Below are 13513 nucleotides of genomic sequence, written 5' to 3'. Positions count from 1 at the left end.
AGAAAAACTCAGGCGATGGCGCGCGAGCGCTGGGTCAGCCGCTGCAGGAAGCGCCGCACCGGCTCGTCATAGATGCGTGTCGCGACGTCGGCGATGACGATCACGGCGCCCGCCATGGCGATGCCGAACCAGGGATGGTTGGCGAACGGATCGATGGAGACGGCCTTGCCCCCTCCCGCGATGATCATCAGCATCGGCGTATGGATAATGTAGATCGGGTAGGAGATCCGCCCGAGCCAGCCAAACAGCTTCGCCAGGCCGGGCCGGTTGGGCGCCGCCGCCCCGACCGTCACCATGACCGGGAACAGCAGCACCACGCAGATCAGATCATAGGCAGCGCGCGCGCCGCCGCCGGCCGGCGCTATGGCGAAGATCACCAGCGTCAGAAGCAGCGCCATTTCGGCCCAGTAGCCGCTCTGCAGGAAGCCGGTGCCTCCCTGCGCCATCGACCGGCAGATGAGGACACCCAGGAAGAACGAGAAGGCGACGCGCGGCAGGCCGCTGGCGATGGTCGCGCCGGTCATGCCGAAATCGAGGGTGCCGGAAAACACCGCGGCGACGATCAACAGCGCGAGGCTGCCGGCGACGAGCGCCGAGAGCACGCGCTTCGACAGGGCGAAGAACAGGAGCACATAGGCGATGTTCACCAGCAGCTCGAAGAACAGCGACCATGAGGCCGGATTGAGCGGGAAGATCGTGTGATAGGCATTGCCGACCAGCGGGATGAACAGCATGCCCGTCGTCAGCATCATGGCGATGTCGGACATCGGCATGTAGTCGCCGGGCATCAGCGTGTTCTTGATCAGCAGGTAGAAGGCGCCGAGCAAGGTGCCGGCGAGGTAGAGCGGATAGAGCCGGATCAGCCGCACCAGCAGGAAGGATCCGAATCCCATCCCCGCCTCGATCTTCCGGTCATAGGCGTGGGCGATAACGAAGCCGCTGAGCAGGAAGAACAGGTCGACCGCCAGGTAGCTCGACGGCAGCACCTTGCCGTCGGCGATGAACGGCGAAAAGTGGTAGAGCATCACGCAGATCGCGGCCACACCGCGCAACGCGTCGAGATTGAGGTAGACGTGACGGGTTGCCGGCTGCATTCGTGGCCTTCATCAGCGGATCGCTGCGCGACTTCTTCAGCGGCTCTCCTGCGCCCGCCGGGCGGCACTCGATGCTGCCATTTTCAACTCTTGCCGGCGCCCCACTCGTCCGGCCTGCCGACCACCCGAGCCGCGTCGCGCCTCAGGTGTTGTTCCTGTGATCTCGTTGTCCCAAATGCGCTGCGCGCTTTTGGGCGGCATGCATTACTGACTGGTCATCGGCGCCAGCTTCACCTTGATCACGTCTCCCGGCAGCACCGGGGTCTCCTCGGTCGCCGCGATCTCGCTCGTCTTGCCGTCGACCACCCGAACCAGCACATACTGAAGCGCGGGTTGATCGCTGTTGGTCAAGGCCGCCTGCGTCGCGGGGTCCGAGGCCACGGTCATCAGGCCCTTTTGCATGCCCACCCTGAGTTCTGCTTCCTTCAGGTCGGTTTCGACCTGCTGCCGGTCGGAAGCGAGGCTCGATCTCAGCGTGTTTTCGGCGTCGGTGGCGTCCTGCGTCGCCTTGCTCATCGACTGCTTGGCAGTGAGGATCGCCGTCTCGTAGTCCAGGATCTGCCCCTGCAGGTCGGCGATGGTCTGTTCCGAATTCAGCACCCGCGTCTGCACGACGAGGCCCTTCTGCGCCAGCGCGCCGACGCTGTCGAGCTGCTCCTTGGCGAGGTCCACCTGGCGTTGCTGGTTGACGATCTTCTTCTGCAGCGACTCGATCTCGTTCTGCAGAAGGTTCTTCAGATCATCCAGCGCCTGCAGCTTCAGCTTGAGCTTCTTCTGGTCGGAGGTCAGCACCGCCATCTCGTCGGCGACGATCGTCGCCACCTTCGGATCGTCGGCGACTTCCTTCGGCGCCTCGAATGTCGTCTTGTCGGCGAGCTCGGCGTCGATGCGGGCGCGCCTGACGACGAGGCGAAGCCGCTGGTCGTCGTAGATGTCGAAATTGCCCTTGGCGGTGATCAGGTCGCGATCCTGCTGCGGGCCATTTTCCGCGTTGCGGCGGATGCCGCCGGCGACGCTGATCGCCTTCAATACGGTCAGTTCCGGCACGTACGGGAATTGCCCGGGGCTCTGCACCTCGCCGGAAATGTAGAACGGCCGGAACTGCACCATTTCCACCGAGGCTTCCGGCTTGTCGGAAAGCGCAAGCTTACGCTGCAGCGTCTCGCTGATCGCCGCGGCGATTTCGGCGGTGGTCTTGCCGGCGGCCGGCAATTCGCCCGCGAACGGCACCGACAGGGTTCCGGCGGGGCCGACCGAATACTCTCCGTTGATGGCCGACCAGTCGCGGAAGGTGCCCTCCACCGTCTGCCATTCGGCGATGCGGATGTTGAGCTTGTCCTGCGGTCCAAGCTGGTAGTCGCCGGCGATCGCCGGGACGGCAAGCAGAAGCGCAAGGCCGGCGACAGCAAGCCGCGCCGGCATCATGGGGGGCGACAGACGGCTGTCGCGAAGGAGTCCGAATATGTCTGTTTTCAACTGAACGTTTCCGATCCGCTTGCCCCATCGCCCGATGAGCTTGCTGCCGGACGCCCGATCCAATGCGAAACGGCGTCCCAATCGAAGGCGGCCGCGCCCCTTGCGGAGCCCCGGCCTTGCGGCTCAGTAGCTGCCGCGTGACATCCATACTGCAGGCACTGTCTTGAAGATGATGCGAATGTCCTCGAACAGCGACCAGTTCTCGACATAGTGCCGATCGAAGGCGACCCGGCTGTCATAGGACACGTCGTTGCGGCCGCTGACCTGCCACAGCCCGGTAAGTCCCGGACGCGACTTCAAATAGTAGACCGCCGCGCTGCCATAGATCTCCAGTTCGTCGCGCACGACCGGGCGCGGCCCGACCAGGCTCATGTCGCCCTGCAGGATGTTGATGATCTGCGGCAGCTCGTCGAGGCTGAGCTTCCTCAGCACCTGGCCGACACGCGTGACGCGAGGGTCGTTCTTCAGCTTGCGCGTCGCGATCCATTCGGCGTTGGCCTCCGGATTGGCGGCAAGATGCGCGGCCAGCACCCGCTCGCCGTCCTGGACCATGGTGCGGAACTTGAGGCAGGGGAAGATGCGGCCGCCGCGGCCGATGCGCTTGTGGCCATAGAAGATAGTCCCGCCGTCGGACAGCTTCACGAGCATCGCGACCATCAGGAACAGCGGGCTGAGAAGCACCAGCCCGGCCAATGAGCCGACGATGTCGAAACTGCGCTTAAGCAGGCCGCCGATCGGTGGCGGAAAATCAATGCCGGCATGCGAGAAACCCGCATCGGCCGGCTTGGCAATATCCCTCATGCCGCAACTCCATACGTTGAACGAATGGTTTACGGCACGATATCAAAAAAATGCTGCAGCGCAACACACAATTTCCCATCGCGATGAAATAGTCACGTCATGAATTGACTAAATAATAAACGTGCGCTGCCCAAAAATTCATCTTTATGGCACGTTTGTGACAAGATATGAGCAACACCAGGAAATGTAGTGCCTTTTTGAGGCCATTTTTGGGCGAATCGTTCCTTGTCGCAGAGGGGATCGCTTAAACTCACCTCCGAATCACTCGTATGGCCAAGTTATTCCGGTAAAATACTAATTAATATTGTAAATTCTACTGCAGCATAATCCGCTTTTCGCAATCGGCTGTGAAGGCTGCGTGTGCGACGCAGCATGGCAGAGTCGAAGCCGAAAACCCATTCGAAATTATTTGCCGTTGGCCTTGCCCGCGGGTCCCCGCCTTAATAGAGTCGCAAAATGTTCCTGTTAGAGTTTGGATAGGTTGGGAAGGCCGGAAGCAACCGGTCGAAAGCGAGCAGCAGGAATAGCTCGCGTGGCGCATGGGGGGATACTCGGGTGGGTAAGTCGTCACTTTTGCATGCTCGCGTCGGTTGATGGATCGACGGAGATGTCACTGCCAAAATTCATCTTCGGGATGCTGTTCGCCCTCGCGATCGTGATCTCGTGGTCCTATTTCGAAGGCGCCTCGCTCGGCACGATCGTGCTGCGCGCCGTGATCTGCGCCGCCATTATTCAGGCCGGCTATTTTGTGCTGGTCTTTCTCATGGTTGCCAGGAGCGCGCCGACCACGGCCGACAGGATGCGCGAGGCTGAAAGAAGCCTGGGCGCGCCGAAGGCTGCCGAAGGCGAGAAGTTCAGCGCCAGGCGCAGCATCCGCTAGAACAATTTCAGGATAATTGCGTAGCCAGTAGAGCGGGCCGGCGATTCTATGAAACGCTGAACCGCCCTAATGCGGCGTCCCGCAGCAACGGCCGACCGAGCGCCCTCAGCCGGCGTCGGCTACCTCTCGTTCCGCTTGCTCGCCGGACAGCATCCTGGACAGCCGGCTGCCGGATTTCGCCTTCAAGCGCTGATACTGCCCGACCTCGACGATGTGGCCGTTCTCAATGGCCACGACCCAATCGGCGAAAGCGATCATCGAAGGCCGGTGCGCAATGGTCAGGATCGTCATCGTGCCGCGCAGCCCGTCGATCGATTTGGCGATCAGCGATTGATTCTGCCAGTCGAGGGCGCTGGTCGCCTCGTCGAGGATGAGCAGCGACGGCTTGCGCAGCAATGCCCGCGCCAGCGCGATCCGCTGGCGCTCGCCGCCGGAGAGCCGGATGCCGCGATCGCCGACCACGGTGTCCAGGCGTTGCTCCAGCCGCTCGACGAAATCGGCGGCATGCGCCGAGCGCAGCGCCGTCCACAGCTCCGCGTCGCTGGCTTGCGGCGCGGCGAGCCGGAGGTTCGCCGCGATCGTATCGTGCAGCAGGAACACGTCCTGCGGCACATAGGCCACCTGGTCGCGCCAAAGCCTGCGGTTTCCGGGCCCGATCTCGACACCGTCGGCGAGGATCTTGCCTTGCGTCGGTTCGAGCAGGCCAAGCAGCATGTCGGCGATCGTGCTCTTGCCCGACCCCGAGGGGCCGATCAGCGCGGTGACCTTGCCGGCGGGAAGGCCGAAGGTGATGCCGCTGACGACCGCCTTGCCCTCCACGGCATCGGCAAGGCCGCCATAGGCGAGCGAGACATCGCGTATGTTGAGCCCGACATCGAGGCTGAGCCTCGCGCCTTGCGTGCCCTGGCTCGCCGGCTCGCGCTCGGCGTCGAAGCGCGTCTGCAGGCCTTGCATCGAGGCGTAGGCCGGCAGGTTGATCAGCAGCTGCTGCGCCTGCGTCTGCATGTCCATGAAGCGCGGCGCGATGCGCATGAAGACCAGCAGCAGCACGACGATCTCGGCCAGCGAGAGGTGGAAGCGGGTGAGCGCGATGTAGATGAACAGGCTGAGGCCGATGACGCTTGCCACCTGGAACAAAGCGGTGCCGATCGTGCTGTTGCGCACGTAGTTGAGGTTGTCGGCCCTCATCTTCTCCAGCGTCGCGCGCAGCTGCGCGAAGTAGCTCGCCTCGACATTCAGGCTCTTGGCCACCTTGATGCCGCCGAGGAACTCCGAGACCGTGCGGTACTGGTCCTGGCGATTGGCCGTGAGCACGCGGCCATAGGCGGTCGCGCGCGAGCGGAAAGGCCGCAACGCCATGAACATCAGCACGCCGATGACGATGGCGAACGAGGTCATCACCGGCGATATGAACAGCGACACCACCAGATAACCGGCCAGCAGCACGGCGGTTTGCGCCAGCATCAGCAGCGAGAAGGCGGCGGCCTGCACGCGGTCGATGTCGCCGGTCAGCGCGTGGTCGAGATCGGAGCTGCGCGTGCGCGCGAAGATGCCCCAGCGCGCCCTGCCGATGGCCTCGAACAGATCCATGCGCAGTCGGTTGACGAAGTCGTAGAGCAGCCGCGCCATGTAAACGGACTTGAAGCGGTTGAAGCCCGCCTGCAGCGCGACGAGGCCGACGAGCAGGCAAAGCACCGTCGCCAGCCCAAGCGTCCCGCCAGGCGCCAGCCAGTGCAGCAACGCATTGTCGGGCAGCCTGATGGCGAAATCCTGGTCGGATTTGCCGATCAGATGCAGCAGCGGGATGAGCAGCAGGATCGAGACGCCTTCGGTCAGGCTGCCGAGGACGAGGAAGGCGAGCGCGATCCACGTCCGCCGCCCGCCGATGCGGGCCATGACGGCGCCGAAGCCGGCGATATCCCGAAACAGCGACAGGCGAAGGATCGAAGCCATGGCGCGCCTCACCGGGCCCCGTCGCCGGCCGCCAGGTCGCGCTCGATCAGGGCGACGGCCTCGCCGATGCGCTCCAACCCGGTCGGCACTTCGAGGCGGTATACGCCGATCTGGCTGGCGAGCGCCGCGCATTGGCGCAGATGCGTGGCGGCGAAGTCGCCGACCAGCGCCGCGCGGCCGAAGCGCGTCACGTAGGAGAATTTGATGATCGCCGACAGGGCGCCTGGCCCGGGCAGGCGCGAGGCCGCGGCCTTGTCGCCGCGCTGCAGGATGTAGATCCGCGTTGCCAAAACCGCGTCGCCGGCAAATCCGCCATGCAGGCGATGCTGCGCCTTGTCGATCGCCGGATGCGCTTGCGGACGCACTTCCGCTTGCCGGATCGGGATGGCGGCGGCGGCATCGGCGGCGAGCTTCAGTTGCGGAAAGCCGGGAACGATCACCGGTTCGTTCGGCCTGGACAGGTCCAGTGCCACGACATCGTCGGTCAGCAGCCGGTGTCCGGCGCTGATCATGGCGCCGGCGGTGGTCGACTTGCCGGCGCCCTTGTCGCCCATGAAGATCGCGCTGCTGCCGCCGACGGCGATCGCGCTGGCATGCAGCACGAGCAGGCCGCGCTGATGCAGCAGCAGCGCCATGACCGGCCCCAGCAGCGGGAAGGCGATCAGCTGGTCGTCAATGCCGGGCGCCGGCTCGATGTCGATGCGGCGGGCATCGCTGACCAGGAAGGCGCCAACCGCGTCCCAGGCCAGATACTGGCGCGAAGGCTCGAAGCGGAAGGCGATTCCGGCTTCGGACCGGGGTTTTGGATAGTCGATCGGGCGGACCGCGATCACGACGTCGGCGGCTGCCGGCGCCGTTGCCTCCAGCTCGGGCAGGGCCACCTCCGAACTGATCGTCAGCCCATAGGCGCGGTAGAAGCGGCGCTCCCGGCCGCTCTCGGCCGCCGGCCTGGCCGGGTCCTGTCGAAGATCGTGCGCAAGCGAACCGTTGAACGACATCATGCGTGGCTCCCGCCGAGTTTGACCTGACGCAGCCAGAGCGACAGCGAGGTCGAGCGCCAGACATATTGCACGTCAAGCGGCTCCGCCTCGTCCGGCCGCCGCAGGATGCGGGCATAGGCGGCGGTCACCTCCGGCAGATTGACATAGGGCTCAATCAGGCCGGCGTCCGACACCAGCACCCTGTCCAGCAGGTCGCGGTGGTTGCCGACCATGCCCTTGACCAGGTTGGCCGTGAAATCGATCTTGTCGCGTCGCCACTGCACAGCGGGCGGCAGGATGCCGTCCATGGCGCGGCGCAGCACGTAGCGGCCAAAGCCCCGGTTCAGCTTCTCCTCGCCCGGCAGCGCCAGGCAGAACTCGACCAGCGGCTTGTCCCAGAACGGATAGCGCGGCTCGACGCCGAAATTGGCGGCGGCCTTGTCGAGCACCTCGAAGGCGTGCGGCACCAGCCCCGTCGACAGGATCCAGCGATGCGTCAGCGCCTCGCTGGCGCTGACGCTGGACGGCATGTAGCCGGCCCTGTGGAACCGTTCGGCAAGCTCGGTGCGCCGGGCAAGCTCCGGATTGACCAGCCCGCCCCAACCGCGCGGCGCCGGCGCCGGCCCGCGCCGCAACCTGCCGAGGATGCGATTGGCCATCCCGCGCAGTTTGGCGATCCGCCAGGCTGGTCCGTAGACGGTCAGGAATTTGAAGTACATGCCGAGCATGCCGTCGCCATAGGTGTTGGAGGCGCCGCGCAATTCGCGCCACAGCTCCATCCACCTGCCGGCTATGGCCAGCTCGTGCAGAAGGCCGTGGCCCTGCGACACCACCTCGTCGCCGCCATGACCGTCGAGCAGCACCTTCACGCCCTTCGCGCCCGCGGTCCGGTAGATGCTGCGGGTCAGCGACAGGCCGGGCGCCAGGAAGGTGCCTTCCTGCTCCTCCAGGATGCGTTCGAACTCGGCGAACGGCGCATAGTTGCCGACGGCAATCAACGTGCCGTCGAGGCTCGGCTTGCCAAGCACCGCGTCGATGAAGGGCTTTTCGTCCATCGAGGAGCCCTTCTCGAAGATCAGCGAGAAGGTCGGCAGTTTCGGCTTTCTCCGCGCCGTATTCTCCAGCCCGGCCACGCAGGCGATCGAGGAGGAATCGAGGCCGCCGCTCAGCATCGCGCCAACCGCATCGGTGCCGCGCATGCGGTTGCGGACGGATTGCGAAAACAGGTGCCGGAATTCTTCGGCGGCATCCGATCGAAGCGGCCGTCGCGACGGCTCGATCTGCCAGTAGCGGCGCAGCGCCACCTGGCTGTCCGTCACCGTCAGGCTGTGGCGGGCCGGCAAGCGAAAGATGTCGGTGTAAGCCGTGGATTGCGGATCATCCGGCAGCCCTGCGAGAAAGCCGGAAATCTGGTGCTCGCTGAGGCGGGTGCCGACCTCATCGAGGCCGAGAAGCGGTCCGATCTCCGACGCGAAGGCAAACCGCCGGTCGCTCGCATGATAGTAGAAGGGTTTGACCCCGAAATGGTCGCGGGCGCAAAACAGCGCCTGGCGTTCGCTGTCCCAGATGGCGAAGGCGAAGTCGCCTTGCAGATAGCTGGGGCAGGCCTCGCCCCAGTTGAGATAGGCGCGCATCACCAGCGTGGCGTCGGCGACCGACCTGTCCCGTGTACCGAGCCTGGCCAGCAATTCGTCGCGGTTGTCCAGCCGGCAGTCGGCGGTGATCGCCAGCCTGCCGCCGGCCATCGTCAGCGGGCCCGGTCCTGCCTCGCCCGTCGTGTTCAGCCAGGCGTGGCCAAGCGTGATAATCGTGTCGGACCACCACGACGCGCCGTCGCGGGCGCGGTGCCGCATGCGCGCCAGCATCTGCTGGATGTCGGCCGCGGTGGCGGGCTTGCCCTTCCGCCTGGACAGGATTCCGGCCACGCCGCTCATCGTCTACTGACCGTGGTCGACGAGATGGGCGAACCCGGCAAGCGAGCCGCCCAGCACGATGTGGTTGCCGCTCATCAGCCAGGCATGCGCCTTCAGCTCGGCGCCCGTGTTCTGCTCGATGCCGATGCGTATATTCGAGGCCTTGCCCTTGCGGGCGAGAAGGTATTGGCCCGCCAGCGCCTGGGTGAGGCAGCTTGCATGGGGGACAAGGCGAGCGGCCGCCGCGACACCCCAGGCGATGTGTCTCAGATCGGCGACGCTGGCCGCCTCGCGCGCGTCGAGCCGCGTCACCAGGCTCCGAACACGGTTGAAGGAAAACAGCGTCAGCCCCAGCCGCGCGGCGGCGACCACCAGCAGGCAGCGCGCCAGAAACAGCATCTGCGGGCCGCTCAGCGAGAGGAGCCTAGACAAGTTCCTCATGGTGGAGCCTCGCAAGCCCTGCCTCGGCCAGGCCTTTCAACAACCCGTCGACATCGGCCTTGCAGCGCTCCGGATCGACGTCGTAGCGCGTCTGCACCGCGGTGCGGATGTCGGCGATCGGCCGCGGTTCCTGGATCAGTTCCCAGATATAGGCGCCGACGCTGTTCAGGCTGTAGTAGATGTTCGATTTCAGGTTGAGCAACGCCAGTCCGCTGCCGAATTCGCAAGCCACGGCATCGCTGGTGGCGGTTACGCGGTCTTGATCCGCCGGATCCCAGGTCATCCTAAACCTCCCTACAAAACGCTACGCTTCGTCAGTTCCGGGACAGGATCGATCGACCTCAGCCGATCCGTCCAGGAGAGGTCATGGTCGAGCAGAAGCCGAGATCTCTTCCCGGTTCACCGGGACAGTTCTGGCTCCGGGCAGAAAGCCGGGGGAATGGATCCCCCGGCTCCCCGAGAAGATGTATTCGGAGCCCCAACTTCTTCGCCCCGGAACACAATCAAGCTCAAGAGAACGTAAGTTGGTCGAAAGGCGTGTGCGCGGGGAATGCCGCGTCGAGCGCCGTCGTACCCGAGCCGCCTTGCGTGATCGTTTCGATCGAACCGTGAACCGTCAGGCTCGGCGTCTCGTACTCTTGCTTTTCAACATTCTGTTCCATTTTACTCTCCGATAGGACTGGAAACGGCCTGTCGAGTGCCGGCAGCACATTTCTATGCTGCAATGCAATAGCTGCATGGCACCCTAAATGAGTCAAGCCTGATTTACCAACCATTAATCAATTCTTGGTTGCGCCTGCCTTGGTTGGTGATCAACCTTTTGCACGAGCCCTCCTGGCCTTGCCCCATAGCGGAATTCAACGACGCGTCCGTGACGTCTATTTAAGCATATGATTTGATTATGATAAATTCTTTGACTCGCTTGCCTGCGTTCTAGGCATGTAGAATTTTGTGCGCGATGCCCTTAACTCTTGCCGATCCCGGACCCTGGGCTGGACCGCCAGGCGTGTCGCCGCCGCGCGATGGCGTGTAAACGCTACAGTTGCAGCCAGCCGCCCCGCCGGAGGAAAAGCTGGACGGCGGCGATGATTTTAGCGATGCTTTCCTTCGCAGTTGCAATAAAACGCGTAGGGCGGATTTTTGCGAGGACCTTGTCGGGAATGGCCGTGCAGGAAAGTGCTTACCAAAGGCTGCGCGCCGCCGACTGCGCAGATGAGGTCGCCTATGTGCAGGCCTGCCTGAGGCTGTTCTTCTCGCCCGGCATGGGCGCGGTGGCAGGCGGGGCGGCGGCGCCGTCCATCTCCATCGCCAGGGTTGCCGACATCGCCAGACTGAACAAGGTCGCGATCTTCGTTCTCAAGGCCTTGTCCCGTGCCGGGGCCGGCGAGGGGTCGTCCGAACTGCTTGGCTGGCTCGACACCTACCGCCGCCGCACGGTCTCGATGAACTCGTCCGGCATCATGGATTCGCTGGCCATCCACCAGGTGCTGCGCGACCGGCAGATCGATTTCGTGTTCCTGAAGGGACCGTTCCAGCAGCAACTGCTTTATGGCGATCACTTCATGAAGCCGTCGGGCGATGTCGACATCCTCGTCTCGCAGGCGGGCTTCGCCAAGGCGCGCGAGGCGCTCCGCGCGATCGGCTACGAGGTCGCCGGCCAGTCGCGCTCGCTCTGGTGGCTGCGCTTTCTCGGCGAGCAGCACATGATCCGCGGCGGTGACGCCAAGGCGTCCACCGTCGACCTCCACTACCGGCTGCAGCAGCCCGGCTCGCCGAGCCCCCGCGACACCGATGGTTTCCTGCGGCGCAAGCGCGAGGTCGGGATTGCCGGCGGTCATGTGCCCTTCATCTCGGCTTCCGACACATTGCTGTTGTCCTGCATCAACGTCGCCAAGGCGTTCTTCAACCGCGAACCCTGCGCCGGCTATGTCTGCGACGTCAGGGCGAGCGCCGGTCGCCTGAGCGAGGCCGAGCAGCGGGACGTGCTCGACTACGCAACCGGGCAGGGGCTGGCGGACACGCTGCTGCTTGGCCTTCGGGCCGCCGACGTGCTGCTTGGTGGAGCGGGCACGCTGCTGTCGGAGCGCGCCACGCGGATCTTGTCGCGCATCGACAATGCCGACCTGCTCCACATGGTGATCGCGCCCTGGCTGTCGTCGTTGCGCTGGCCGCAGCGCCGCACGGTGCTTTGGGAATTGTGCGGCCGCGCGCCGGTGCGCTATCTGGCCGAGGCCGGCTGGGCAGCCTCGGCCGATCTCAGCCGGCGCATTTTCGAACGGCCGGCAGTCGGCGAGGCGGGCGGCCGGTGACGAACGTCTTGGGCATCAAGGGGCAGCAAATTTGGAAGAACTCGTTCAATCGAGAGGTGAATTGATGTCCAGTACAATGTCCCGGGTTTGCGTGATCATCGCCGCCCGCAACGCCGCCCGGACCATCCCGGCCGCCATCGCTTCGGCGCTGCGCGAGCCGGAGGTGGCCGAAGTCGTCGTCGTCGACGACGCGTCCACCGACGACACAGCCGAGGTCGCGCACGCCGCCGATGACGGCAGCGGCAGGCTCAAGGTCATGCGTCTCGACGTCAACCGTGGTCCGTCCTTTGCCCGCAACGCCGCGATTGCCGGCTCCAGCGCGCCGTTCATCAGCATTCTCGACGCCGACGATTTCTTCCTCGAGGGCCGTTTTCGCAGGCTGTTCGCCAGCGCCGACTGGGATTTCGCCGCCGACAACATCATGCTGATCAGGGACGATACGGCCACCGACGTCTCCAAGGTCGTCGCCCCGCCCTTTTCGGCCGATCCGGAATTCCTCGACTTCGAGCGCTTCGTCGAAGGCAACATCTCCAGGCGCCGCGTGCAGCGCGGCGAGCTTGGCTTCCTGAAGCCCGTCATCAGCCGGGCCTTCCTCGATCGCCACGGGCTGCGTTACGACGAGAAGCTGCGCCTCGGCGAGGACTATGAGCTCTATGCCCGCGCGGTCGCCTGCGGCGCGCGCTTCAAGGTCATCCGGTCCTGCGGCTACGGCGCCATCGTGCGCGCCGATTCGCTCAGCGGTCGCCACAAGACGCAGGATCTGAAGCGCCTGGCCGATGCGGACCTTGCGCTGCTTGCGATCGACAGCCTGCCGGAAACGTCCAAGGCGGCGCTGAGAAAGCACGAGCGTCACGTGCGCGACAAATACCGGCTGCGCAATTTCCTCGACGTGAAGGCCGAGCGCGGTCTGGCATCGGCCGCCGCCTACGCGCTGGCCAGCCAGTCGAACCTCTTGCCTATCGTCCTGGGCGTTGCCGCCGACAAGTTCGAGGCGCTGTTTCGCCAGGCCGGCCTTGCCCCCAAGCGGCCGGTGCCGCCGATGCGCTTCCTCATGGCCGCCAACGCGCAAGCTGTTGAAAAGTAAGCCGGACCGCGGCGCCGCGGTGGGCCAAAACGCGAAAAAATCGCCATTGCCAAACTCCGAGGTTGCTTACTCGTCCCCGGAATGGCAGTGTATGTTGCGGTGCAGCAATTTTGGAAGGCCAACCGGATGGCTTCGATATTCGGCTTCAGATCCAGGGATCCGGCCCGGGACCGGCAGACCGATCTCCAGCGCTTCGATCGTCTGGCAAGGCTGCTCGATCAGATTGCCGGCGAGATCGAGGCGGAGAAGACCGGGCTTGAGAATCGCTACCGGACGAAGGCGACGAATGCCGCTTTCCTGGTCGAGGCGATGGAGAACGGTTCGGCGTCGACAGGCAAGTCGTCGGAAGTCAGCGAATTGACGAAGTCGATCCTGAATTGCGAGCGGCGCATCGCCGAGCTTGCCCGCCAGAACGGCGTGATGAAGGAACTGCGTCATTCGATCGACGCGATTGTCGACGAGAGTGCGCAAGGTCCCGATTCGCGGACCGGTTTCGTCAAGTCGGCAGGCGGACGCTGACGGCGCGAACACGGGTCCGCAGGCACAGGTTTGGTACGAGGCACAGTTAAGGAGTTCTAGGGG

General features: G+C 64.6%; 13 protein-coding genes. 4 read left to right on the top strand and 9 right to left on the bottom strand.

Features of this window, described 5'->3' with window-relative positions:
• Positions 1-8: 8 nt before the first annotated feature.
• From PU724_RS09805 to PU724_RS09795, 3 genes are all read right to left on the bottom strand, one after another.
• A complete protein-coding gene (locus tag PU724_RS09805; RefSeq protein WP_354420319.1) occupies positions 9-1094 on the bottom strand; it encodes an acyltransferase family protein in 1086 nt (361 codons plus the stop codon).
• A 204-nt stretch (positions 1095-1298) separates the two neighbouring features.
• On the bottom strand, positions 1299-2519 hold the full coding sequence (locus PU724_RS09800) for a polysaccharide biosynthesis/export family protein (RefSeq protein WP_354420524.1): 1221 nt from the start codon (positions 2517-2519) through the stop codon (positions 1299-1301).
• A 174-nt stretch (positions 2520-2693) separates the two neighbouring features.
• Positions 2694-3371, bottom strand: a complete 678-nt coding sequence (locus tag PU724_RS09795) for a sugar transferase (protein WP_127309729.1) — start codon at positions 3369-3371, stop codon at positions 2694-2696.
• A 607-nt stretch (positions 3372-3978) separates the two neighbouring features.
• Here PU724_RS09795 and PU724_RS09790 point away from each other — a divergent pair.
• Complete coding sequence (locus tag PU724_RS09790; RefSeq protein ID WP_135860368.1) at positions 3979-4251, top strand: exopolysaccharide production repressor exox; 273 nt, start codon at positions 3979-3981, stop codon at positions 4249-4251.
• A 105-nt stretch (positions 4252-4356) separates the two neighbouring features.
• Here PU724_RS09790 and PU724_RS09785 read toward each other — a convergent pair whose 3' ends face one another.
• The 6 genes from PU724_RS09785 to PU724_RS09760 form a co-directional block, all read right to left on the bottom strand.
• Positions 4357-6204, bottom strand: a complete 1848-nt coding sequence (locus PU724_RS09785; RefSeq protein WP_354420318.1) for an ABC transporter ATP-binding protein — start codon at positions 6202-6204, stop codon at positions 4357-4359.
• Between the two features lie 8 nt (positions 6205-6212).
• Positions 6213-7205 carry a phosphoenolpyruvate carboxykinase (ATP) gene (locus PU724_RS09780; RefSeq protein WP_354420317.1) on the bottom strand — a complete coding sequence of 331 codons (993 nt, stop codon included), beginning with the start codon at positions 7203-7205 and terminating at the stop codon, positions 6213-6215.
• Positions 7202-9118: a lasso peptide isopeptide bond-forming cyclase gene (locus PU724_RS09775; RefSeq protein ID WP_354420316.1), complete on the bottom strand. Its 1917-nt coding sequence runs from the start codon at positions 9116-9118 to the stop codon at positions 7202-7204. Before PU724_RS09775 ends, PU724_RS09780 begins: the two co-directional genes overlap by 4 nt.
• Positions 9119-9121: 3 nt before the next feature.
• The gene (locus PU724_RS09770; RefSeq protein ID WP_127391465.1) at positions 9122-9538 is read right to left on the bottom strand and encodes a lasso peptide biosynthesis B2 protein; all 417 of its coding nucleotides are present in this window, start codon (positions 9536-9538) and stop codon (positions 9122-9124) included.
• A complete protein-coding gene (locus tag PU724_RS09765; protein WP_127311118.1) occupies positions 9522-9821 on the bottom strand; it encodes a PqqD family protein in 300 nt (99 codons plus the stop codon). The genes PU724_RS09770 and PU724_RS09765 overlap by 17 nt, the downstream gene beginning before the upstream one ends.
• 226 nt (positions 9822-10047) lie before the next feature.
• On the bottom strand, positions 10048-10200 hold the full coding sequence (locus PU724_RS09760) for a lasso peptide (protein WP_126056859.1): 153 nt from the start codon (positions 10198-10200) through the stop codon (positions 10048-10050).
• Positions 10201-10698: 498 nt separating this feature from the next.
• Between PU724_RS09760 and PU724_RS09755 the strand changes: the two genes are divergently transcribed.
• The 3 genes from PU724_RS09755 (at position 10699) to PU724_RS09745 (ending at position 13450) form a co-directional block, all read left to right on the top strand.
• On the top strand, positions 10699-11847 hold the full coding sequence (locus PU724_RS09755) for a nucleotidyltransferase family protein (protein ID WP_354420315.1): 1149 nt from the start codon (positions 10699-10701) through the stop codon (positions 11845-11847).
• Between the two features lie 64 nt (positions 11848-11911).
• A complete protein-coding gene (locus PU724_RS09750) occupies positions 11912-12931 on the top strand; it encodes a glycosyltransferase family 2 protein (protein ID WP_354420314.1) in 1020 nt (339 codons plus the stop codon).
• A 126-nt stretch (positions 12932-13057) separates the two neighbouring features.
• A complete protein-coding gene (locus PU724_RS09745; RefSeq protein WP_354420313.1) occupies positions 13058-13450 on the top strand; it encodes a hypothetical protein in 393 nt (130 codons plus the stop codon).
• Positions 13451-13513: the final 63 nt, after the last annotated feature.

This window comes from Mesorhizobium abyssinicae (genome assembly GCF_049887195.1).
In the GTDB taxonomy this organism is placed as follows: Bacteria; Pseudomonadota; Alphaproteobacteria; order Rhizobiales; family Rhizobiaceae; genus Mesorhizobium; species Mesorhizobium abyssinicae.
Note: the sequence above shows the minus strand (reverse complement) of the source record. Positions and strands in the feature narration are given on the sequence as shown.